Annotated in this window: 36 protein-coding genes; 3 read left to right on the top strand and 33 right to left on the bottom strand. The window is 58.3% G+C overall.

Annotated elements, in window-relative coordinates; translation table 11 throughout:
• From HDEN_RS05980 to HDEN_RS05910, 16 genes are all read right to left on the bottom strand, one after another.
• The gene (locus HDEN_RS05980) at window positions 1-906 is read right to left on the bottom strand and encodes a hypothetical protein (protein WP_013215242.1); all 906 of its coding nucleotides are present in this window, start codon (window positions 904-906) and stop codon (window positions 1-3) included.
• The gene (locus tag HDEN_RS05975; RefSeq protein ID WP_013215241.1) at window positions 899-1,087 is read right to left on the bottom strand and encodes a hypothetical protein; all 189 of its coding nucleotides are present in this window, start codon (window positions 1,085-1,087) and stop codon (window positions 899-901) included. Before HDEN_RS05975 ends, HDEN_RS05980 begins: the two co-directional genes overlap by 8 nt.
• 182 nt (window positions 1,088-1,269) lie before the next feature.
• A complete protein-coding gene (locus HDEN_RS05965) occupies window positions 1,270-2,580 on the bottom strand; it encodes a peptidoglycan-binding domain-containing protein (protein ID WP_013215239.1) in 1,311 nt (436 codons plus the stop codon).
• 12 nt (window positions 2,581-2,592) lie between these two features.
• Window positions 2,593-3,009 (bottom strand): hypothetical protein, encoded by a 417-nt coding sequence (locus HDEN_RS05960; protein WP_041921576.1) that lies wholly within the window; start codon window positions 3,007-3,009, stop codon window positions 2,593-2,595.
• Between the two features lie 10 nt (window positions 3,010-3,019).
• On the bottom strand, window positions 3,020-3,235 hold the full coding sequence (locus tag HDEN_RS05955) for a hypothetical protein (RefSeq protein ID WP_013215237.1): 216 nt from the start codon (window positions 3,233-3,235) through the stop codon (window positions 3,020-3,022).
• 193 nt (window positions 3,236-3,428) lie between these two features.
• Complete coding sequence (locus HDEN_RS18305) at window positions 3,429-3,581, bottom strand: hypothetical protein (RefSeq protein ID WP_013215235.1); 153 nt, start codon at window positions 3,579-3,581, stop codon at window positions 3,429-3,431.
• Between the two features lie 89 nt (window positions 3,582-3,670).
• Entirely contained in the window at window positions 3,671-3,811 is a 141-nt protein-coding gene (locus tag HDEN_RS18300; protein ID WP_013215234.1) for a hypothetical protein, read from the bottom strand.
• 665 nt (window positions 3,812-4,476) lie between these two features.
• A complete protein-coding gene (locus tag HDEN_RS05945; RefSeq protein ID WP_013215233.1) occupies window positions 4,477-4,719 on the bottom strand; it encodes a hypothetical protein in 243 nt (80 codons plus the stop codon).
• Window positions 4,719-5,000 carry a helix-turn-helix domain-containing protein gene (locus HDEN_RS05940; protein ID WP_013215232.1) on the bottom strand — a complete coding sequence of 94 codons (282 nt, stop codon included), beginning with the start codon at window positions 4,998-5,000 and terminating at the stop codon, window positions 4,719-4,721. The genes HDEN_RS05945 and HDEN_RS05940 overlap by 1 nt, the downstream gene beginning before the upstream one ends.
• A 103-nt stretch (window positions 5,001-5,103) precedes the next feature.
• Window positions 5,104-5,379, bottom strand: a complete 276-nt coding sequence (locus HDEN_RS05935; RefSeq protein ID WP_013215231.1) for a hypothetical protein — start codon at window positions 5,377-5,379, stop codon at window positions 5,104-5,106.
• Window positions 5,376-5,603, bottom strand: coding sequence for a hypothetical protein (locus tag HDEN_RS05930; protein WP_013215230.1), 228 nt, complete (start codon window positions 5,601-5,603; stop codon window positions 5,376-5,378). The genes HDEN_RS05935 and HDEN_RS05930 overlap by 4 nt, the downstream gene beginning before the upstream one ends.
• A 210-nt stretch (window positions 5,604-5,813) precedes the next feature.
• Entirely contained in the window at window positions 5,814-6,020 is a 207-nt protein-coding gene (locus tag HDEN_RS05925; protein WP_041921574.1) for a hypothetical protein, read from the bottom strand.
• Window positions 6,010-6,267: a hypothetical protein gene (locus tag HDEN_RS05920; protein WP_013215229.1), complete on the bottom strand. Its 258-nt coding sequence runs from the start codon at window positions 6,265-6,267 to the stop codon at window positions 6,010-6,012. The genes HDEN_RS05925 and HDEN_RS05920 overlap by 11 nt, the downstream gene beginning before the upstream one ends.
• Window positions 6,264-6,422, bottom strand: coding sequence for a hypothetical protein (locus HDEN_RS18295; protein ID WP_013215228.1), 159 nt, complete (start codon window positions 6,420-6,422; stop codon window positions 6,264-6,266). Before HDEN_RS18295 ends, HDEN_RS05920 begins: the two co-directional genes overlap by 4 nt.
• 3 nt (window positions 6,423-6,425) lie before the next feature.
• On the bottom strand, window positions 6,426-6,638 hold the full coding sequence (locus tag HDEN_RS05915) for a hypothetical protein (protein WP_150103206.1): 213 nt from the start codon (window positions 6,636-6,638) through the stop codon (window positions 6,426-6,428).
• Window positions 6,639-6,640: 2 nt separating this feature from the next.
• Window positions 6,641-6,847 carry a ribbon-helix-helix protein, CopG family gene (locus HDEN_RS05910; RefSeq protein ID WP_013215226.1) on the bottom strand — a complete coding sequence of 69 codons (207 nt, stop codon included), beginning with the start codon at window positions 6,845-6,847 and terminating at the stop codon, window positions 6,641-6,643.
• Window positions 6,848-6,979: 132 nt separating this feature from the next.
• On the opposite strand from HDEN_RS05910, the gene HDEN_RS05905 reads away from it, so the two are divergent.
• The 3 genes from HDEN_RS05905 to HDEN_RS05895 all read left to right on the top strand — a co-directional run bounded on the left by HDEN_RS05905 (window position 6,980) and on the right by HDEN_RS05895 (window position 8,867).
• Window positions 6,980-7,195: a hypothetical protein gene (locus HDEN_RS05905; protein ID WP_013215225.1), complete on the top strand. Its 216-nt coding sequence runs from the start codon at window positions 6,980-6,982 to the stop codon at window positions 7,193-7,195.
• Window positions 7,196-7,205: 10 nt separating this feature from the next.
• The gene (locus tag HDEN_RS05900) at window positions 7,206-7,463 is read left to right on the top strand and encodes a hypothetical protein (protein WP_013215224.1); all 258 of its coding nucleotides are present in this window, start codon (window positions 7,206-7,208) and stop codon (window positions 7,461-7,463) included.
• Between the two features lie 135 nt (window positions 7,464-7,598).
• Entirely contained in the window at window positions 7,599-8,867 is a 1,269-nt protein-coding gene (locus HDEN_RS05895) for a hypothetical protein (protein ID WP_013215223.1), read from the top strand.
• 561 nt (window positions 8,868-9,428) lie between these two features.
• Here the strand turns inward: HDEN_RS05895 and HDEN_RS05885 are convergent.
• The 17 genes from HDEN_RS05885 to HDEN_RS05805 all read right to left on the bottom strand — a co-directional run bounded on the left by HDEN_RS05885 (window position 9,429) and on the right by HDEN_RS05805 (window position 20,452).
• Window positions 9,429-9,701, bottom strand: a complete 273-nt coding sequence (locus tag HDEN_RS05885) for a hypothetical protein (RefSeq protein WP_013215222.1) — start codon at window positions 9,699-9,701, stop codon at window positions 9,429-9,431.
• Between the two features lie 300 nt (window positions 9,702-10,001).
• The gene (locus HDEN_RS05880) at window positions 10,002-10,322 is read right to left on the bottom strand and encodes a hypothetical protein (protein ID WP_013215220.1); all 321 of its coding nucleotides are present in this window, start codon (window positions 10,320-10,322) and stop codon (window positions 10,002-10,004) included.
• 149 nt (window positions 10,323-10,471) lie between these two features.
• Window positions 10,472-10,807, bottom strand: coding sequence for a nucleoside triphosphate pyrophosphohydrolase family protein (locus HDEN_RS05875; protein WP_041921570.1), 336 nt, complete (start codon window positions 10,805-10,807; stop codon window positions 10,472-10,474).
• A gap of 93 nt (window positions 10,808-10,900) precedes the next feature.
• Entirely contained in the window at window positions 10,901-11,782 is an 882-nt protein-coding gene (locus HDEN_RS05870; protein ID WP_013215217.1) for a DNA adenine methylase, read from the bottom strand.
• Window positions 11,779-12,318: a hypothetical protein gene (locus tag HDEN_RS05865; RefSeq protein ID WP_013215216.1), complete on the bottom strand. Its 540-nt coding sequence runs from the start codon at window positions 12,316-12,318 to the stop codon at window positions 11,779-11,781. Before HDEN_RS05865 ends, HDEN_RS05870 begins: the two co-directional genes overlap by 4 nt.
• Window positions 12,315-12,707, bottom strand: a complete 393-nt coding sequence (locus HDEN_RS05860) for a hypothetical protein (protein WP_013215215.1) — start codon at window positions 12,705-12,707, stop codon at window positions 12,315-12,317. Before HDEN_RS05860 ends, HDEN_RS05865 begins: the two co-directional genes overlap by 4 nt.
• Window positions 12,691-13,545, bottom strand: coding sequence for a DUF6362 family protein (locus tag HDEN_RS05855; protein WP_150103205.1), 855 nt, complete (start codon window positions 13,543-13,545; stop codon window positions 12,691-12,693). Before HDEN_RS05855 ends, HDEN_RS05860 begins: the two co-directional genes overlap by 17 nt.
• Window positions 13,546-13,844: 299 nt before the next feature.
• Window positions 13,845-14,180 carry a hypothetical protein gene (locus HDEN_RS05850; protein WP_013215213.1) on the bottom strand — a complete coding sequence of 112 codons (336 nt, stop codon included), beginning with the start codon at window positions 14,178-14,180 and terminating at the stop codon, window positions 13,845-13,847.
• 9 nt (window positions 14,181-14,189) lie between these two features.
• Window positions 14,190-14,576, bottom strand: a complete 387-nt coding sequence (locus HDEN_RS05845; RefSeq protein WP_013215212.1) for a GapR family DNA-binding domain-containing protein — start codon at window positions 14,574-14,576, stop codon at window positions 14,190-14,192.
• Window positions 14,569-15,093 carry a hypothetical protein gene (locus tag HDEN_RS05840; RefSeq protein WP_013215211.1) on the bottom strand — a complete coding sequence of 175 codons (525 nt, stop codon included), beginning with the start codon at window positions 15,091-15,093 and terminating at the stop codon, window positions 14,569-14,571. The genes HDEN_RS05845 and HDEN_RS05840 overlap by 8 nt, the downstream gene beginning before the upstream one ends.
• Entirely contained in the window at window positions 15,090-15,317 is a 228-nt protein-coding gene (locus tag HDEN_RS05835; protein ID WP_013215210.1) for a hypothetical protein, read from the bottom strand. The genes HDEN_RS05840 and HDEN_RS05835 overlap by 4 nt, the downstream gene beginning before the upstream one ends.
• Before the next feature lie 10 nt (window positions 15,318-15,327).
• On the bottom strand, window positions 15,328-17,082 hold the full coding sequence (locus HDEN_RS05830) for an SNF2-related protein (protein WP_013215209.1): 1,755 nt from the start codon (window positions 17,080-17,082) through the stop codon (window positions 15,328-15,330).
• Entirely contained in the window at window positions 17,079-17,432 is a 354-nt protein-coding gene (locus tag HDEN_RS05825) for a hypothetical protein (protein ID WP_013215208.1), read from the bottom strand. The genes HDEN_RS05830 and HDEN_RS05825 overlap by 4 nt, the downstream gene beginning before the upstream one ends.
• Window positions 17,429-18,196 carry a hypothetical protein gene (locus HDEN_RS05820; RefSeq protein ID WP_013215207.1) on the bottom strand — a complete coding sequence of 256 codons (768 nt, stop codon included), beginning with the start codon at window positions 18,194-18,196 and terminating at the stop codon, window positions 17,429-17,431. The genes HDEN_RS05825 and HDEN_RS05820 overlap by 4 nt, the downstream gene beginning before the upstream one ends.
• A gap of 149 nt (window positions 18,197-18,345) precedes the next feature.
• Window positions 18,346-18,753: a hypothetical protein gene (locus HDEN_RS05815; RefSeq protein WP_013215205.1), complete on the bottom strand. Its 408-nt coding sequence runs from the start codon at window positions 18,751-18,753 to the stop codon at window positions 18,346-18,348.
• Window positions 18,750-19,574 (bottom strand): DnaA N-terminal domain-containing protein, encoded by an 825-nt coding sequence (locus HDEN_RS05810; RefSeq protein WP_013215204.1) that lies wholly within the window; start codon window positions 19,572-19,574, stop codon window positions 18,750-18,752. Before HDEN_RS05810 ends, HDEN_RS05815 begins: the two co-directional genes overlap by 4 nt.
• Before the next feature lie 239 nt (window positions 19,575-19,813).
• Window positions 19,814-20,452, bottom strand: a complete 639-nt coding sequence (locus tag HDEN_RS05805) for a hypothetical protein (protein WP_169305479.1) — start codon at window positions 20,450-20,452, stop codon at window positions 19,814-19,816.
• Window positions 20,453-20,905: the final 453 nt, after the last annotated feature.

The following is a 20,905-nucleotide window of genomic DNA, read 5'->3' as shown; positions in this document are numbered from 1 at the left end:
TCAGCGGCGCGCGGCGCGCGCGACGGCCATCGCGAGCAGCCGCTCGCCGGTTGCCAAAACACGCGTTCGAACGATCGCATTAACTTCGGCTTCGACTTCGCCGCGATGCCGATCAATTTCGCGCGGCAAGGCCGGCCCCCATATCGGCGCGATAGGATACTTACTCGATCCGACCCGCTTAAATACCGGCGCCTTGCCAGGGATCATAAACGCATGGACCGCTAACTGCCTTCGATTCCAGGCGGAATGAACCGCCCCCGGATTGGCCCTCGACCAGGATGCTCCGAAATAGTCGGCCGTGATGCGCACAAACCTATCGCGGACGCGGATAACAGCGGCGAGCGTCGCCGGCGTTGAATAGACGGTCGATATAGCTCGCACGATGCGCGCCTGGTCCCGCAACCCGGTCCAAGCCTGCAGTTTGCGCTTGATGGTCGTATTGTATTTGCGCGCGCCGTCGTTGATTGCCTTCGACAGGATCGCATGACCCTCGGCGAGGATAATACCGGCAGCGGCGAGGCCTTCCGAGATTTTCAGAATATCGCGCGTGTCGATAATGATCTCGATTCCCGCACCGCCAACCATACTCGCCTCAGCCTTGCGCGCCATGTTCTGAACGCCCGCGCCGCTGCCGAGATAGCCGGCCTTCGCCATTCTCCGGAGCGATGCCATTGAGGCCGCGACGGGCGCTGTGGGCATGCCGGCCGCTTGTGCGGATCGCAGCGTCTCTGTTCCGGTTTGGATCAGAAACCCGCCCTTCGCCGTCATGCTGACGTTAGGCGTCGGATTGGCCGTCGGCAGCGCCAACGGTCCAGAGCCAACCGGCGCCGTTTTGAGATTGAGCGGCGCCGAGATCCGCCCGCGGGCGATCGGCGAGGCCGTATTGATGATCTGGCGATTAGCCATCGATTGCGAAATCGCTCATTTCGACCAGGATAGCGCGAGCCAAGCAGAGCGCCTCATCCGAATGCAGCGCGATCTCAGTCGATCCCGTGGACGTCGCCACTGTGAGAAACACCTTGCGATCCTCTGCCTCGGCATTGAACGACCAGGCGCCCTCGGACACTCCCATAAGCGGCTTTTTCATCGTTTACCCCTATTCGCAGCCAGGCGCGCAACAGCGGCCGTTTTGATCCGACCGACGTCTGCACGGGTAGCAGCCGCGAAATCGGCTGTGGCGGCCTGCAGCGCATCCTTATCGCCGTTTGCGATTGCGACCATGCCGGCTCGGATCGCTTCGGCTCGCTTTTGACAACCTCCGCAGGCCATTTACTTGCCCTGAATTGTGACGTTGACGCCGCGGACTCGTTGCGAGGCTGCTCGAGCCGCGTCCGTCCAACCGTGGTTGATATGAGCAACGCTCTCGGCCGCTTGGTGCGGCGCCTGCTTGTTAGGCGTCACGGCTGGCGGCGTCTGTGCCAACGGCGTCAATTCGAGCGTATGCTCACGCGCCGCAGCCTGGCGGCCAGCTGCTTTGCGATCAGACGAGACGCTCGCAGCGTCACGCTTGGCCGATCCCGCAAAGCGATCGAACAGGCGTTCGACCAGGCCCTTGCCTTCCGGCATCACGAGGGAACTCGGATCGAGCGCGTTAACGCCCTCTCGAACTGCGCCGCGAATCCCGTCCTCTTTGTAGCCTTTGACGGACTCAACGGTGGCAACGACTGCTGCGACCGGCAAAGCAATCTTACCACCGACCTTGCCGGCGACGCTCAGCACTCGGGATGCTAGCGACGGCGCTTTCGTTGCGACCTCGGCGGCAATGCCAGCCTCGCGCACCATGGCGCGGCCCTGCTCGACGAGCCCCAGAGCTTTAGCGTCGACCGTTTTTGTCGGTGCTGCACGGTTCGCAAGGTCCTTAACGCCGACAACTGCACCGGCCACCATTTCGGCAGTGCCAGACGCATTGAGCACGGTCTTAATCGTCTCGTTGTCCGTTTGCGAGGCAGCTGTGCGGCTGACAGCGCCAATTGCGAGCATACCGACGGCCGCAACCGGCCCTGCAGGTCCTCGAGCGACTTTCGTCAAGCCGATTTTATCGGCTGTCGTTACGAGCGCGTCGATTTTCGTTAGCGTCCGCTGCACCAGGTTCGCGGATTTTTTGGCGCCGGCTGCGGCGTCGACCTTGCCGATAAGCGGCGTCAGTTCCTTGGCGACCTTTTTGAGCTCTTTGTTTTTATTCGCCAAGCCCTCCGCAACTTTCGCGTCGATCGTCTTGGCGGTTTTTGTGCCAACGGCGACGCCAGCGGCATATGACGTTGCCGTTATCGATGTATCGAAAATCCGCTTACTCGTTTCCGCTGCCGCATCATCGGCACGTTTCTTCGTGTCAGCGTCAAGGCGCGTCTTTTCCGTCTCTGCGCGAGTCCTTTCCGCGTTCGCCTTCGCTTCCTCGGCTTTCGCGTTCGCCTCGGCCGCTGCTGCATCTGCCTTTTTTGCATCAACCGCATTCTGCGAGGCCTTGTATTGGCGCAGCGCGTTCTGCGTCTGAGGCCCATCGTTGCCGTCGACATTGACGTCATAGCCAGCGGCGCGCAGCATTTCCTGAATATGCCGGACGTCGGCTTTCTGGTCGGCCATGTCTCGAGATCCTTACGGCTTTTCCGATTTCATCTTTGCCGCCATGAGCAGCAGTTTCACTGGATCGGTCATTACAAAAATGGCGCGTCCATTTTCTTCCCTAACGCTCACAGCGCCGGGATGGCCGAATTCCTTACAGAGGTCGGCGATAGTCTCGCGAATTTCGTTGAACCGCGCCTTATCGCCCGGGAACTTTGATCGGAGCCGCGCGAGGATCTCGTCGCTGATTTGTTTGACAGCGATATCGACTAAACCGTGTTTCATCGCACCCCGAATATCGACAACCGCCATAAGCGAAATTCGGCCCAGCGCCGGAGCAATCTTTGTCGCTCGCGATCTTGAACGCGATCCCGGTGCGCAGACAAAACCTTGATCGCTTTTCGCGTTTGTCGGCGACGTGGCGGACCGATTTTTATCGGCCGGCGCCATCGCTTAATGTTCAATTCGACACCGGAGCCGTTGCAACAGCGCGGTGCTGACGCCCGCCTTCGATATCAGTCCAAGAAATCGAAACGTCGGAGATCTGCGCGTCGTCGTCGCTCAGGCTAGCCAACAGGACAGCGAGCAAAAGACGTTCGCTCGGGCATAGCGCATCTATGTATGTCGAGAGCACGCTCAGTCCGGCTTTCAACTTGATCGCATCACGGTCAGGCATCAAGCCCCCAGACATTTGATCGGCGGCAGCGACGGCTTTCGGTTGGTCCGGCTTGCTACATAAAATTTATGCTTCCGGGCGCGCTTGAATTGCGATCGCTTGAAATGGCCGCCGAGCTCCCGAGACTGGTCGCTTTCGCGGACAGTGTCCTCCAGCGCCTCGAGATCGGATCTCGAGTCGATATAGCCGTCCATCATCGCTCGAGCGCTCGTTCCGCATACCGAGAGGCATTGATCTGGTCCTGTGCGCCTTTGAGCAGCGCCACGACGCCGAGCCCTGTTACGATCGCGACCAGGACGGCCAGATGCGTCACCAAGATCCGGAGCAAGTCTCGGTTTTTGAACATTGCTGCACCTTTTGAATTTTTGGGCCGACGGATGCAGGCCCGCCGGCCCAGCGCCGCGAGATTGCGGACGGAAATACGCAAACCGGGCGCTATTCCTTTGGCATGTCCGCCATTGTGCGCATGGCGTTCGCAGCATTAAGCGCGGCTTGCGAGAATTTGAGAGCGTCGTCTGATTTCTCCGCAGCCGCCGCTTTGTCGATCATGCTCTCGATTGTCGTTGCTTGTGTCATCGGGTTCTATCTCCGAAAAACGATCGACGCTCGGTTGCTTATCCCAGCGGATGCGCCGACCAGAGACCCGCTGAAATGTCGTTGTGCGAATTGCTTCCCGCCCCCTGCCTGCTACGCGGCAGAGTCAATCGGTCCCATGAGGGTTGCGCGATGTATTAGCCGCAAATGGCAGCGGGAATTTCTTGTGCGATCGAGCGGGGAACGCGATACCGATCCCCTTTCGCTCGCAGGGTATTCAAGCCCAAGCGAAGAAACGGCCGAGACGGGCAGGCCCTCAACTGCCGATCTCGGCCGTTGTGCAGCGCTCCCGGTGCGGGCGGGATCGCAGATTAGGACCTGGCGAGATCGGTACTGATCTACACCTAACGCTTTCTTCAAAACGCCTGACGCTGATCTGGCGGTTACATGGCGGCCCCCTTTGTCAGAGAGTGGCGCGGCCTAGAGTTGCAAGGGCTCTGTCAGATATTCCGAACCGGGCGTGTTCTGCAGACCAACGCAAAAACCCGGCTCTTTCGAACCGGGTTTCAGTCTCGTGCACATCTATCGCGACGGTATCTGTTACATGCCCTGAATCATCGATTCTTAAAACACCGATTTCGCGCTAAGTGGAAATTTTGCGGACCAATGGCGAAAGTGAGTCAGAATTGCAACGATACTTGTACCGCCTATTCCTTGCGAACGGTCATCTCAGGCGTCGTGAATTTCGCGTATAAATCGACGGCCTGCTGCCGCAGAACGGCGGTTTCGTCGAGAAATCGTTTCTGCAGTTCCTGATATTGGCCGCTCATGTGCGCAATGTACTGGCCACCGAATATCTCATTCCCGCGCTCTGTGATTTTCCGCTGTATCTCGTCGTAGTGTGCCTTTGCTTCTTTGGACGTCCAACGGATAGAGGTTTCAATTTCCATCATCCCACCGCCTTTAAGAGGTTCTCGAGCAGGTCGCGAACGGCCTTTTTAGCGGCGCCGGCGCCTGGCTCGTAGGGCGAATTACCGAAATACGCAATCATGGCCTCGAGCTCGTCATCGCGGATCTTGCGCTTGCCGTTCACGATTTTGCTGATCATGGGCTCGGATGCCTGCAGCCCGGCTTTCTTCATGTGCCGCGCCAGACCGGCCTGAGACTTGCCGCTGGTTTTGATTTCTTGCCGCAGCCAGATCTGCGCCTGCGTCAGTCGCATGATCGCCATTTTTCAACGCCCCGTTAAAAATTACCAATACGGTACGGGATCGTTGCCACGTCGGCAATTCGTTTCGATTCAGCCGCAGCTAGAACCGCAGAACCTTTCCGATTTAGATTCTTTCGATCGGCGGCGGCAGTTTTACGGTGTAATGAACCTCTCGATTCTCGATGTCGATTGACAAAACCTCGACCTCGTAGGGAAAAAAATGCGTTATCAGCTGTTGGAGCGCAATCGCCTTTACCTCGGCCGCGGTCATGGCCTCGAGTGGCTTTGCGTCGGCGGACGATGCAATGCTGTCGGCGAGATATTTTTCGATCAACCCTGGCAACCAGGCGGCAGGATCTTTCGCCATGGCGCGGAATTTTTCGACAACGTCGTCTGTCATTGGTTTTCCGGATCCTCGTTCGCCTTGAGCTCGATCTCGTGTTTCCAGGTGCGCCGATCGCGAACGATCAGATTGCCGGCGTCGTCGAACGCGCATTCGACCTCCGAGCAGTATTCGCCAATGCCGGGGTCACAAGCGAAAAACCGCGTCGGCTCATCCTGCTCGATGAACCGCCGCCTAACCCAATTGTCTGTCTCGCTTGGCAAGGAGACGAGCCGATACACTGGAGCGCTCTTCGATCGCCACCGCTATCTAAATACGCGCGGACGCTGTCCGTTGCCGCTTTCCAGCCCTTAGCATAAGCCTTTGCAGCGAATTCTCTCAGCAATTGGATGCGAGTCTCATCGTCTCGTGCCACCACGATTTGCCGGGCGTATTCCTGGGCGTAATCCCCTAGAGGCTTATCATCACTGGTGTGGATCGAATCAATTGCCTCAGCCATTTGTGTGTTTCCGGAACGTCGACCAGTAGAGCGCGATCGCCAAAGGCACCGGCAAAATCAGTGCGCCCGGCACTCCCCAAAACCAGCCGCCCATCACAAGCCCAACGAGCAACCCGCCTGCAGCCATTCTCGCCGCTTCCTTTTCCGCCATCATGCGGGTTTGCTTTTTGAGCTCTGATAGGTGCGGATCATTTTGCATTTTGATAGTTCTCTATCATGCGACGCGCTTCATTCAGAGCGTCAATGACCGGGCCGGCCTTGATCGCCCTCTCATGCATGCGCGCGATGCCCATTGCCGCTATCATGCGATCAACCATCCGAGATTTGTTCTCGGCATTCAGGCGTGAGACAATGACGTCCTCATCTAGTATCAGCGTCGCAACACGAACGGCGAGGTCGCGATCGTGCTCCTCGCGCTGCTGCTGCTCATCTTTAATTGCCGTCATCGATCGCCCTTGATCTCAAGCACCTTGTCGATTTCACGATACCGCCGGATATCCCGGTCGACCATCGACTTTGCTCCACCCGTCACCAGCCAAGCTGCGATGCATGGCAGGCTGATAACGCCGGCAAGCTGTAGCCATTGTGTGAGAGTGAACATTTTTCAATCCTCAATGTTCTTGGTGTTCGCAACGGTTCGATAAGCACTGGCGATCGTCAACGCGAACCAGGCGAATTGCCCGAACAAATCCCGATCAAGTTTCGAAATCGCCACTCCGCGTGTGCCGTCGGACATTTCGCGGCATTCGCGACACACCTGGTCCCAGACGGTCGCGTGCATTGTCGCGTCCTCGATCTGTCGTTCTGTCGCTTCCACGGTCATTTCCGCTTACCTTTCTGCAGCGCCAGGCCCGCGAGAGCCAGGTCGCGAAGCGTGGCGCTGATGCCCTTCCCCTCTCGCTCGGCGAGCTTTGTAATCGCCTCGGCGTCCTTATCATCAAACGCCGCCTGAAAGACCGTTTTACGGCCAGTGCGTGGCCTTCCCCCAAGATTCTTAGGCGGTTCAGCCATGGCGAGTGCATCCATCACGTTTACTCCGGTTTAGGGGGTTAGGTTATTATATTTGAAAAACTTGGTCAAGGGGCTTGACTATGCCAGGTTATTTTAATAACGTAACAGAACCGACCAGCTGAAAACCCCTTGCTTGGAGCTCATGTTATGAAATTCGAAATCGGAAAAACCTACAGCTGCCGCTCGATCTGCGACTATGACTGCGTTTTTTCCTTCACGGTCGTTGGCCGCTCGGCCGCGTTCGTCTCGATCCGCAACTCGAGCGGCAAGGTAACGCGCCGCAAGGTCCGCGTTTCCGACGGCGTCGAGTGCATCGAGCCGCACGGCTCCTATTCCATGTCGCCCGTTCTTCGCGCTCAGTAAGGGGGAAACCATGTCCTACATGATCGAACGTCGCTTCGGCCGCTTCAAACGGGATTGGCTGCTGCATTTCGATCCGGCAGACGCTCAGCCGGTGTTCATGCTCGGCGCTCATCGTGCAGCGCTCTATGCGTCCAAGGCCGGCGCGAAGAAAGCCGCCGAGATCTGCCGGCAGGCTGCCCGCAAATGGGACAACGGCGCCGACTTCGAATTTGTCGTTATCCGTGATCGCCGGCATATGCCGAACTATTTCGCATCCATCGCAGCATGACGCGGCGTTCGGGAATTGGGGAAATTTTCCCCAATTCCCGCACCCTGCGCCATGCAGGAAACGAGCGAGCCCCGCAACGGCAGCCACCGCGGCGAGGCTCTTGATCTCAAACCTTACCTAGAAGGATTGAAACCCATGTTTAGAACTAAACCTCGGAGCGATGGCGAGGCAAGCCCAGCGCACGGCTCTAACCACGTAAATATTATCGGCCTCGGCGCCGCGCTGCTTTCCGGCACGGTGCTCTACTTCAACGGATCCTACGGCTATCGCGAGGCCGGTTTCGGCCTCTGCGTCGGCTTTCTCGGTTTCGCGGTCGTGAAAGACGGCGCCATGTCTTACGCCTGGTCGGCCCGCGGTGAATACGGCCGCATGGCTGCCGGGATCCTCTCGCTTATCGCCTTGTGCATTTCGTGCCTGGCGGCGATCGGCGCCGCCTCCAGCGGCAAGCAAGCGGCCTCGGATCCGAAAGCGGCAGCAATCGAGCGGTATGAGAGCGCCAGGCGGACGCGTGATTCTGCCGACAAGCGCCTCGCCGAGCTCGGATCCGTCAAGCTCTCGAGATCTCAGGCCGAGGCAAAGGCTGCGGATCTGCTGAGCAAAGTCGATCTGTCGATCTCCAGGCGGACCGGCGGCTGCACCGAGCTCGCGCCTAAGAGCAACGGACCGCGCCAGGTTGCCGCCAATCGCGAGGCGTGCCAGCCCTGGATCGAAGCAAAGGCCGTCGCTGCTACCGCCGGCGAGATCGAGGTGCTGACGGCCAAGCGTGACGCTGCAGAAACCGTTATGTCGGAGGGCAAGCCAGCGTCTGCCGATGCCCAGGCGTCAACGATCGCTTGGCTGCTGTCGCTTTTCACAAAACTGCACGGGATCGACAGCATTCAGGCCTTCACAAACCTGATGATCGGCCTCGGCCTCGAGATCTCGTCTCCCCTCGCCTGGGCTGTCTATGCCAGTGCGAAGCGGGGTCGCGGTAACAACTTCCGAAAGTCGACCTTCCCGAAGGTCGAAAAAGTGAAGTCCGAACCGTCTGTCGCTGCCGAACAGTCCGATTTCGTGGCGCTCGATGGCCCCGAACGGTTCGCCGAAGCCAAGGCGGCGTTGCTCGGCCCGAACGGTCCGTCGGCGGAAATCCTGGCATTTCCCCCGCCGAACAGTTCGCCGAACGGTTCGCCGAATGGTCCGAAGCCCGGCAACCGTGCGCGCACAGCGGCAAAAGAGGCCGCGCTCGTCGACCTGCAGGGGCGGATCGCGGCGGGCGAACGGTTCGGCGCGCAGGTTGAACTCGCCGATCGATACGACGTCGCCCCTTCGACAATGTCCGAATGGCTCGGCGAGTGGGAACGGTCCGGCCTGATCCCGCCGCGCATGTCCGTCGGACGATGCAAGGCTGTGGCCGGCGGCTAATTGGGGAGAATTTCCCCAATTCCACCTAGTGTAAATCAGCCCCGGCGCACCCAGCGCCGGGGCTTTCGCTTTAAGGGTGCAGCCCATAAAGCATGACGTCGATTCCGGCGAAAAACTAAAGCGTGGCAGCGCGCCGTCAGTTCGCCGACCACCAATTCCAGCAATCCTCGCACTCATACTGATAGACCATGCCATGAATGGTTCTCGGACGCTTCTGCATGTCCCGCTTTAATGGGCCTGACCGGCTCACAGCCTGCGATCTGCACTCGGGACACCGCACGCCCTTCACGTTGGTTTCCAGCCGCAGGGCACGCTCGTCTTTTAGCGGTCCGACGTGATGCGATGGCGCCATCATAATTACGTGCGTGCCGTTGCAGCGGCTGCATCTTATGCGCCGCTCCATTTGCCGGGATGATAGATTTGCCGCGATGTCACGATCGGAGACCAACGTCACCAGCGGCACGGTTCGGTCCCGATAGCAATCAGAGCAGTGCAAGCGGACGCGAATGTCAGCATCTACCATCTCGCGGAGGGTTAGGCGCTTCTCATCCATGCGCGTTATCAGTGAATAACGTTGATCCAATAAGCGGGCTCGGTTGCGAGAATACGAAGCAATTCGAGATACCGCTGCTCGTTAGGCCATCGACGCTCGATTATTGCAGCTTCCCATTTGTCAAACGATGACGGTCGGACAAGGTCCTCATTAGACGGTGCCGTGTGGTGAGGCAATTCAAACACCATGTCACCGAATTCCATATCGTTTTCGTGTTGTGCGTCATCCCATTGCGGCCAGGGCGACGTGTCGGGCTTTTCAATTCGAATGCTGACTTCCATTCCAAACCACCCCCAATTTGCTCACCATACCCATATCTCGTTTTAGATAAACCTGCCAAGCCGAGCAATATCCCGACTTAGGCGTGCTCCCTCGGTTTGGCGCCTTCGCTCAAACACGCTTCGATGCAACTCCGACAACAGAACATTGACGGGACCAGCGTTGCCGGATCCGCCGGCAGCCAATACCAATCGGCGACCTGGTCGTTTAGATGCCTGCAGGCCGTCTCTGCAGCGTCCGTCTCTCTCGATCGATGGCGCTCGATCTCTGCCTCTGTGACCGCAATTCTCTGCATGGCGGCCTCACAGTAATCGGCGGCTGATGTTGGGCGGCGGGATTCTCGATTTCGACGCGATGAAGTCCCTCGCGGTCGTACCCGCTCTCAACCCATCCGGTCGTACTCCGAGACGAGTGATTGTCGACATTGCTTCCTCTTTTGCCCCGCAATTAAAGAGCACCAGCGCCTTTTGCACGGTCGCAAAATCCTCGGCCGCTTGCTGTCGATCGTAAAGCGCAGCGCGACGCTCAATTCGGGCCGCAACTAACATAGCGAGAGCCGCCGCATACAGGATTACTGCAGCGATGAAGACTTGAACCGCGAATGACATTTGAACCCCCATCATCAGAATTCCCCGTTTTCGTACCGTTCCGGCGGCCGGCTGGCTTCAACGATCCATTTCGGCGTTTCGTCGGAATGCTCGAAACACCAGTGAGCCGCCGAATTGAATTTCCAGCCGAGCCAATCAAGGAAGCGCCGCCAGTGCTTCATCGCTCAATACCTCTTGCCGCCGGCGGCGCGGGCCTCGAGCTTGTGATCGGCGCGCTGTTGGTTGAAGCGGTTCTTTTCAATGATCGCGCCGGGAAGGTCCAAGCCGAGCGCCTGCGCGGTGTCGAAAATTCGGATAATGCAGTCAGCGAATTCGACCTCGATCCCGCTGCGGTGAGGCAGCTTGTCGTCCATCAGATTTTTGCGATCGGCCTCGAGCGCTTCCGAAAGCTCCGAGTGCATCAGCGCAACGACTTCACCGAAATTCCGCTTTACCGGCTCGCCCGTTTCAGGATTCCGGTACCATCCGGCATTTTCTGCCGTCGTGTGCGCTAGCCCCATGGCAGCGCTAATTCCGAGGTATGCAGAACGTTCTGCGGAATCCATTTTCTCAGGTACTGTTCTCGGCATTGCTAAGTCCCCCGTTGTTAAACTCTAAGCACCAACCTCGGCCTGCATCATTGCGACCATTGACGGCTGACGAACCGCACCACGTTCGACTGCAGCCTCATTCATCCAGAGGCTCTCGGTTCGCTTTTCCCCACGATCGGCGCGCGCTTGCAAATCGATGCGATGCCAACGACCCAGCGCATCGTCATAAATTTTGCTTCGGTAACCGGACAGAACGACCATACCGACACGCGAGCTCAAGCAATCCAAAAGCTGGCCGTGATCGTCATCGCTCATCTCATGGCGATAGCCGTGATATAGATCGCCCCCGAGGCGCTTCTGAGAACGGGTTGAAAAGACATATGGCGGGTCGACGTAAAACAGTGTGTCAGGCTCGTCGTGCCGCTCGAGCAGCGAGAGCGCCGGTCGCTTCTCGATCATTACGCCTTGCAGACGATCGACAATTGCCGGAAGCGCTTTCGGCCAGTTCGCCCAATCAATAGACGACGTTGTATGCTCTCGCTTAGACCCGAGGCGGAAACCGGTTTTATGCCCGCGGAGGCCGGACGATCCGTGCCCCATCCATGATCGGACGAGCGTTCTGCGGCTGCGCTCGAACTCGTCCGCCGTTTCGCCGTATGCTTCTTCAAACTCGGCCCTGGCGTAAGGCGTCATCGCAACCAGGTCGCGCAGCCGCTCAGCTTTCGCCGGGTCACGCAAGAGACGAAACAACGAGACAATTTCGTCGTCGAGATCGTTGTATATCTCGCAATAGGCTCGAGGCTTCCGCAAAAGAACAGAGGCCGCACCGCCATATGGTTCGACGTAGATCCTATGAGGCGGGAAATGCGAAATAATCCAGGGCGCGAGCCGCCACTTCCCGCCGTGATACCTGAGTACAGGCCGCGATGGTCCGCGTTCGCTCATGTCAAACCCATTGTTTCAGATACCTTGCGGGCAAGCTCCAACTGCCAAGTGAGACTGCGCAGCAACTCTCGATCGGTAAGCACTTCATACTTTTTCGAGATCGAAATTCTCCGGATCTCCGCGTCGATCAGATCGAGGCCGAAATCTGGATCAAACGACAGCCATGCGCCTTTGGCGTCCTCGTAGATTTCCCGGCGCATGAGTTCGTTAAGCAGATCGCAGCGGACGCGGTCGGCCATGTCGTAACTGTCGAACCACCAGCGGCCGATAAAATCCATGTCATCCCAGGGTAGCGCGTCGCGGCCCTCGAGCTTTTCGTCCTTACGCATGCCCCAGTACGCAGTGCAGCTGATTTTGATCGGCCAACCTCCGCGGTTATCGCCCCATCCGCGCGGGATCGCGCCGCGCAGAGGACCGGCTAGCCAAATGGCACCGGGAGCCATGTTGTTGAACGCAAGCTTTTCCTCTTGCGAGAGGACTCGGAAACGCAGCGGCCGATAAAGCGGCTGGTCGTCGTTGGCCCCGTGAAAGCTCATCGGCGCATGTCCTCTTTCTCTTTGATCTCGGCGAGGCCTTCCAAACGCTCGACGTGCGCCGGCCAATCCCAGTACGTGACGCTTTCCTGCTTTGCTGCGACCTCGAGCGCCGCCTGCACGTCGTCTGCAGTTCCCAGGATGATCGTTCGCTGATCGCCGAGGACCGCCTGACGGATCCGCTCAGCCTTCCCGCGACCCTCGACAAAGATCAGCGCGCCGAGCCTCGGCGTCATCGCCATGAGGCCGGCCCACTTGCTTGCATCGTTGGCAACCTTGTTCGGCTGCGTTCCGGTGAGCGACAGCTGCCAGGGTCCAGACGGCCAGAGCCCGATCGCGACAATCGCTGTTAGGTCGCGCCTTTCCTCGAGATCCTCACGCGCAGATTTCAAATATTTCTGATTTCCCTTCGGCTTGAGCTCGAGGATCGATGGCGGTGGCACGAACCCGCCGGGCTTCAACCCTTGCGGGCTCGTTTGCAATTGCCGTGAGCCGTTTAAAGACGGCGTCTGTCCCGCGTCGTGCGGCTTCATTATTGCCCCCAATGTGCTTTGCTACGGTCGAATAAGAAATGTCGCGAGCCCGCCACCAAACGAGCCACTGCTCAGGTGATAGCGGCAGCTTCCCCTTGCGAATGAGCGCCATGCGCTCTGCTGGTTTCAGGTTCAGAACCAGAAACCATTCGAGCGGCTCGTCCATGTCGCGCAGATGCGCGCGCGACGGCTCGAACTTGGACTTACGCAACGCTGAATCTTTATTGTCGTGATTTTCATCACGCGCGACGAGGTCGGCATATTCGGCGACTGTCGTCGGCCAGTTGACGCGATTGCCGGCGGTCAGGAATTTCCATTCGGGATCGCGCAACGCCTGCAGCGTCTTGATCGCCCAATAAAGCCGGTTTCTGACCTCGTCCTCTGTCAACTCTCCCGAACTCGCCGGCATGAGCTCGTCCGGCATTTCCTGCGCCGGCGGCCTGGCGTCGATTGCGAGCGGACGTTCGAATTTCACAGGTTCAGCAATGAGGGGGCGCGCAGGGAAAAAGTATTTAGGACGATCATGGTAGGGAATCGGAATTTCCTTGCCGCCGGCTAGCTCGTAAAACACGCGCTTATTTTTCGATCCCCTTGAGGCTTGCCAACGCCAAAAACCACGCACATCGCGCGTAGGAAGCGCGAGCAAGCCGATCGCGCCCTCTGCGAGGCTCTTGATAGGATGCGCGCCGATCGGCATGCGCTCGGCCTCGAGAGGTTCCTTTTTCGCCGGAGCAGAAATCGCCTCGATCGGCGCAGGTTTGCGCGGCGGCGGGATTCGCGAGTCTCGCCATTCGTGGCCCTTGACCTGGCGCAGCCGAAGAACACCGAGAGTAATTGCCCTTTCGGCAATCTTTGCGAGCAATCTTTCGCGGCGAACTCGTCTGCGCTCGCGAATTGCGTCTCCGACGCGCTCAGGCATCGGCGCCTGCAGCTGCCTGATCCACTCGCGATGACGGATAACATCGCCCGTCCGTTCTGGAAATGGCGGCGAAAGCATCACGCCGAGGCCCTCCATCCCTTCGGCCGGACGAGACGAGAGCGACCGTTGTGCCAAACCCAGAATGTAAGCGCACCGTTAAGAAAACGGCGCGAGGCCCAGCCGAGATAAACGACCTCGACGCCCCAACGGCGGCCGAGCAGCAGTTCGATATCGAGATCGAGCGGCGGCTCGACCGCAGTCCGCAGCCAGATCGAGCGCGAGTTGCCGCTATCGATCAACACCGGGCCGCGCCGCAGCTTTTCTAACGAAGATATGGCAGCGCGTTCGGCGCTAACAATCTCGGCAATAGACGGCTCGAGCTCGCACTCGGCCAAGATAGGATCTAGGCTCATGGCGCGACCTCAGTTCGGTTTGCCGCCGGGGAACTGAACGACCTTGCTCGATTTCTTGCGTTTGGCTTTCTTCTCGTCGGGATCCTCGGAGGCTTCCCGGCGAGCGCGTTCCTGCGCTTTCTCGAGGTCAGTCGCATTGCCGACAGCCTTGCGGTAGCTGTCGAGGACCATTTCGAGCTCAAGCTGCTGAGCTTGGAACCCAGCGCCTTTGCGCTTTTCCTTTACGACTTGGCTAAGCGCTTTAAGATCGTAACCGCTGGCCTTTGCGTTAGCCTTTATGTCGGCGAGACGGACCTTCGCGTCATCGATCTCATCCATAACGGCGATAATTTGATCGGCCCGGCTGTTCAGATCCGCGCTCTGATTGCCGCCGAGGATTTCTGGCTCATCAGACATTGACGCGATCCTGCGCAACGGCTTGCGCTACCGAGAGCGCGTCGTCGCCGATCGCGATCGGCGGCGCGTCATCCGATAGAAAATCACCCAGAATAAAGCCGAGCGGGACACCGAGCGCAGATTTCAACACGCATTCGTGCGTACCGAGATCGATTAGATATTTATCGTTCTCATGGACGAGAAAACCAGTCAGCACGCAGCGAATTATTTCACCATCATAACTTTCAAGAGGCTCACCGTACTCTGTACAGGTGAGCCACGGCTGCAACGCTTGTTCGGCTGCAGCATGCAGAGCCTTCAGATCGGGGTCTGCGGCGACGGCTGCGTTAATCTCCGCTTCGCGATCTTCCTCCGTCCTATCTTCGCCAGGCCGCACTGCTGCGATACCACGCGACACGCAGGCCTGCGTGAGCGCGACCTCGGCAACGTGCGCAGCCTGCCAAAGCTTTTCCGCGGACCGGCGCTGCTCAGCATCAGTAACGTTCGCGACAAAATTTGCGCGTTGTTCTGGCGTCATGTGCTCGCCCCCGTTTGAATGGTTTTGAATTCTACCGGCGGATAAAGGCCGACAAGATCACCGACAGCATTCAGCTGACCGTCGAGATAGTGCTGGCCACAACGACAGGGCACGAACAGTCCGCAATCGTCGGAATGGACGGTGACGCGCTGATCGGGGTCGAGACACGAGAAACCATCGTCCGCTATGAGCGTGTCACCAGGTTTAACTTGGCTGATGTGCATTTATTCCCCCTCAAAAAAGACTGTTCTGTTCAGACGCAACTGACATTCGTTTCGGCTTCGGAGCCGGTGCCGCAAGATGGCTGTTGCCCTGCAGATAGAGTTCGGCGAGCTCTCGAATTCGTGAGACGTCAGAGATCTGATCACGAGGCGCGCTGAACGGGTCGACGATGCCCTGACTTTGGGACGACTTGAGCGCCAGGACTCCAATCATCGACGGGTCGCTACCTCCATCCGCGTGAAGATATATTTCGTCGACCTGCTGCTCCTGGCCGGGTCGATCGAGCCGACCCGTGCATTGCTCATGGACTTTCGGCGACCAGTCGAGCTCACCGAATACGATCGTCCGGCAACGATGCTGCAGCCCGTTGAGCCCCGCTCCGGAACGCAGCGAAAGTATGAAAAGGTTCGAATGCCCTTCGCAGAACATCTGAACCGATTTCTTTTTCTGCCGCGGGGTCTCAGTGCCGGTATAAAAAACGGGATTGAAGTCGGCGAGCTCGCGTGCCCAAATTTCATAAACGTCACGGTGCCAGCCGCAGAGCACGACGGGCTGCCGGGCCTCGAGTAGAATTTTGACGAACGCTGCGACCTGTGGCGCTTTCGCGACGCCGGTCGCATGCCGCATCCTGAGATCAAATTCTCGCGCCGCGTTACCTGCTTCGCCACGCGCGAGTGGTGCAGTCGCCGTCACTCGTTCCGCGAGAGCTCTGATTGCGCCGGCGTCCGCGGCGAACGATTGCGCATCGAACGGTATTTCGTGAATGATCTTGTTCGGATATCGCCGCTCGTCGCCAATATCCGCCCGCGTCCGGCGCAAGGACAGGTGGATCTCGCGCAGGTGCGTACCGAGCGCCTGGGGATCGGTGACGATCCACTTGCCGCCCGGACCCATTTCGCACCATTCGGTTTTAAATTCGTCGAAAGTCCCGAGAACGCCTTCCTCAAGAAAATTGCAGATTTGCCAGGTTTCTGAGGCGTAATTATAAATTGGCGTTCCCGACAAGCCGATGATTAGGCTTGCCTGCTCACAGAACCGTTTTGCGGAAATGCCTTTTGACGTTTCGATGCCGTTGCGAAGTTCTTGAATCTCGTCGAACACGATCGACTTGAAACCAGCCGTGGGGGCATAGTCGATCCAGCCCGCGAGCTTCGAATAAGGATTAATGTAGACGTCGGCGCGCGGTAATTCATAGGGCTTCGTGCGCTTGATGATATGCGTCGTCAGCGTCGTGAATTCACCGATTTCGATTGCCCATTGTTCAGGCAAGTGGGTCTGCGGAACCACCATAGCCGGCAGATAATCCGGAGCTACAATTGCCGCTATGGCCGAGACTGTCTTTCCAAGGCCAAGCTCGTCCATAAGCAGCAAGCGGCCAGTGCGACGCGCAAGCTCAGCAGCGGCGCTCTGATAGTTCCAAGGCCGCTGATTGCCTTTGAAACCGACTATTTTTGAAGGCATCCAGCCCGGCGCAAGAATTGCTCCGAGCTCTTTCTGCCCGACTTCAAAAAGCGTTTTCTGCTCGTCCATCCGAGTCTTATCGGCGTCAGAAATCCGGAGTGGAAAGCGCAAGAGAAACCAGGCAAGCGTCGCGTCGACGTGCGCGCCCCCGGAAATCGTGAACGGCGGCTTAGCCGTCTTAGGGATGCGCGGGAAATTCGCCTTGAGCATGATCGCGACGTGCGGCTCGAGCTCGGTAATTTTCCAAGCATTCCCGTCGTGCTCGATCGCACCATAGGTCCGCTGATGATCAAGGAGCGTTTTCACAGCCACGCCCTCGCCATGTCGAATACGGCGACCGGTTTCCCGCCTATCGTCGGACCAAGAGCGACCGGCTTCGACGTTACGAGAATTAGACCAGAGATTGCTGGCTCGTCGGCATAGGCTCTCAGCTGGCGCATAATCGATGCGGCCTGACCTTTTATTTTTACCTCGATGCCAACATCATCAATCAGGAAGTCGATAATTCCGCCCGCGACGCGAACCTCACGCGATGCGCCGTACACCGTCTGAAAACGAAACACGTCCCAGATAGCGGACTGCGTCGCCTTCTCATCCTCGAGCGGGAAGCGCTTGCCGGTCAGCGCCACCATAATTTCGCGCATGAGCAGTGTCATGGCGCCTCCTGAAACATATCGGCGCCCACCGGAGGGCCAAAGCGTCTGCGATCGTCTGGATGCTCGAGGCTGTTGCGCTGTCCCGGCGGAATCCAAATCGTATCGGTCCGGCCGCCGCGGCGCTTTTCCCAGACAAACCAGATATAGCTGGTTGCGGTATCGCCGTCGGGCAGCCAGACGCCCTTATGCATGGGAATGCGTTCAACGGAGATCGCGATTAGCGTCGGCGGAATGACGCTGAAAATGTTTTCGTAACGCCCGATACCCTCGAGCCAGCGCATCGGCATGACAATCGCCACGCCTTCGGTCGCTTCCTGCAGCGCGCGAATGACAAATTGTTCCGCTAAACTGAAAGGCGGGTTCGTCACGATCCAGTGAGGCCGAAACGGGCACCGCGCCAAATCGTCGACTAGGCCTGTTTTCTCGACAACGAACGCCCCTTGCGCGTAGCCTCGACCGTAATCGAACACATCGGATGCGTACCCCTCAGCGAAAAATTCGCCGAGCACTTCATGCATATGACCTTCGCCTGCAGCCGGCTCCCAATATTTTTTCGTCGAAAGATCGATGCCGCAATGGTTCATCAGGACGTGTACGCAAAACGCCCTGGTCGCCCACGGGCCTGTGGGGAAAAACTCGAGCGAGTCTGGCGGCTCCCGACGCGAGGCCATGACTGCGCGATGATTTTTCGGCATGGCTTTCGGCTTTTTAGCCTTGTCTTTACCGAGAGCTTTTTTCGAGGCTTTGATTGCAACTGCTTTCATCGTGACACCTCGAGATCGGCGATAATTTTCCGCACAAGCGACAACGGCAGCAGAAGCTGTCGAGCAATGCCGCGATCTGACCAGCCGCGCTGCCTGAGCGAGCGGATGCGTGAAACGTTCGTCTGTGTGGTCGGATATGTAACGTCCATCTACTTCCTCGTTTGCTTACGGAGCTCGAGCAGGACGTTTGCGAGCTCGGCTAGGGCTTTGTGTGCTTCGTGCTCAGCAGCCGTCAGACGGCGCTGTGTGAGGCGCGCTGGCGCATTGCGAACCATCGTGAGAAATAGATCGGTGAGCTTGTCGTCGGCCGCAGCTGCGCGAGAAACGAGATCCGGCAGCGCTTTGCCGAACGGTTCGCCGAACAAGTCGGCCGCGGGTGGCGGGACGAGGTCGGGAAGCAGGCCTTTGACGATTGCCAACAGTTGCGGCTCGCAGTCCTGGCTTTTCGCGAACGCGATCGCGCTCTCGAGCATGGTTCTAAGCATTCCGAGGACCGCATTCCGAGGATCCTGATCGGCGATCGATTCACGGTCGATCGCGTGCGCAACGGCGCTCATCGTGTCGCCCCCTGTGTTTGTGCGATGAAATCGACGCTGGTTATGTTGGACTGGATCGCCTGACAGACGCGGCGAACGAGGTCGCCGTAGTGCTGCCGGATCCAATTGCAGACGAATGGCAGCGGCGCTTGCACGCGAACAATGTCGCCGGTCGTTTCAAATCTGACCTTCGAAAACCACGACTCGAAAACCTTCTCCCCGAGCTCGGCTCGCAGAGCTTGGCTAACCTTCACTTCAAAAGCAGAAATTGAATCTTCTCGCGCGCTTAGACGCGCATCTTCACTTGTACGGTTCTTAGTACGGTCTTCTATATGCCCGGACTCCTGTTGTCCGGTGCCCCCGGACAAAGCTGTGTCCGGTGCCCCCGGACAATCTGGCCGACCCCCCAGGTCATTTTGTCCGGTGGTAGTTGAGTCTGCCCCCCCGGACATTTTGTCCGGTTGTGAGTCATTTTTTGAACGACCCTTTCGGTTCCGCGTACGGTCAAGATACCAGACGTCAAAACCGACAATCTCGATCGCATCCTCGATCCGAGCGCCAGTGCTATCGAATTGAGGATGACGCTTGATGAAAACAGGCTCTACGACGCTCTGCGAGCCGTCAGCAGCGCGCTCAATACCTGAAAGCGTATCTAGGTGCCGCCGAAGCGTGCGCACAGACATGCGCCCAGCCTCGAAAGCAATCTGATCTTGACTGAGACGGCAGCGAAAACTGTCATTGAACGTGTTTTCGCCGAGCACGTACATAACGAAACGCGTCGCGGTACTCTCGCGCTCTCCAAGCTCAAGCATTTTCACGTAGGCGAGCGCCTCGACGGACAAGGAAAATCCCCTCAAAATTTCGCGACAAACCTCGCGCGGAAAAGCTGGCGCTATTCCGCGATTGCATTTCGTACTCTGTTGGAAACTCAACGCCGCACACACTGCACGCCGGCAACGGCTCGAACACGCGAAACCGCTACCGGCGGCAGATGACTGACGCGATGCCGATGAAGCTCCCCCCGGAGATCAGCAACCGTTACGCCACGCTACAAACGCAACTTCCCTCGGACGCAAAAAGCTCAGGCCGCTTTTAGTGGCCGATGTTGCAAATCAAATTTCTCTCGATCTTCGACGGACATAGAGGCGAGGTATTCGGCCCATGTGAGTTGTGGCATGGCCTCTGCGAGACGCCTTCGTTCGGCCATCTGAGCGGCTTCGCGTGCACTCCGCTCTGCCTTCGTCTCTCGCTTGCCTTTCGGCTTCTTCGATGCGCCGTCGTCGATATCGCCAAGCGCATAGAAGTAATCGCGTAGCGGCGTTCCAGCGGAATTCTTGAGAACCCGTCCTGAGCGAGGATCCTTCCTCCTCTCCCGCGTTTTTCGAATCCCCGGCGCGTTTCCGAGCAGATTGAGAAATATGCTTTCTGGCATTGCGCCTACCGCATGCACAGAAGCCCAATGCCGATACGCGGAAACCCAATCGGTAGCCGATCGCTTGAGGCTCGCTCCTACGGCATGCGCGATCTCGAAAGCGAGAAATTCGTTGATTTGATCGCGCGGGACCATCAGCAGCCGCACGTTATCGGCGGAAACCATATCAGGACTCGTTACCTGGGACTCTGCCAAAGGCCTGTTTTCTGGCTCGTTTTGCGTAGTCTCCGCCGCCGCAGGCCCTTCATCAGACCTCGACAATGACCCAGGTCCCTCGGCCGACTGCACCGAGGCCCGACCGTGGTACTCGTCCCGGATCAATGCCGATTGGGCCGGGACTCGGATCGAGGACTCGCGGCGGACGCGCGCGCGGACTCGCGACAATGTCCTACGCCTTCGTTCCGCTCCGTGCCGAAAATCGTAGATCGATATCCCAAGAATGCGCGCTTGCCGCCAGTCAACGACCCAGCGCCATGCTGACGTCGCTGCGAGTGTTGTGCTCGCAGTGACAATGACGGCTGGCGATAGCAAATCGAGGACCATTCCCACCCTCGAACCTACGTTAAACAATTTCTTTGAACGTCGTGCGGTACGGTCGCGGCGTGCGCTAAATCAGCGTCAAAGTCCGCGATAAACTTGTCGACTTTCTCGATCGTAGAGAGCCGGAACTCTCGCTCGCCCGAATTAAGGTCGGCGACGAAAGAACCGTCGTTCACGGCCTGCCTTCCGAATGCAGACGGC

Source organism: Hyphomicrobium denitrificans ATCC 51888, assembly GCF_000143145.1.
GTDB lineage: Bacteria > Pseudomonadota > Alphaproteobacteria > Rhizobiales > Hyphomicrobiaceae > Hyphomicrobium_B > Hyphomicrobium_B denitrificans.
This window is presented reverse-complemented; position numbering and strand designations above follow the sequence as displayed.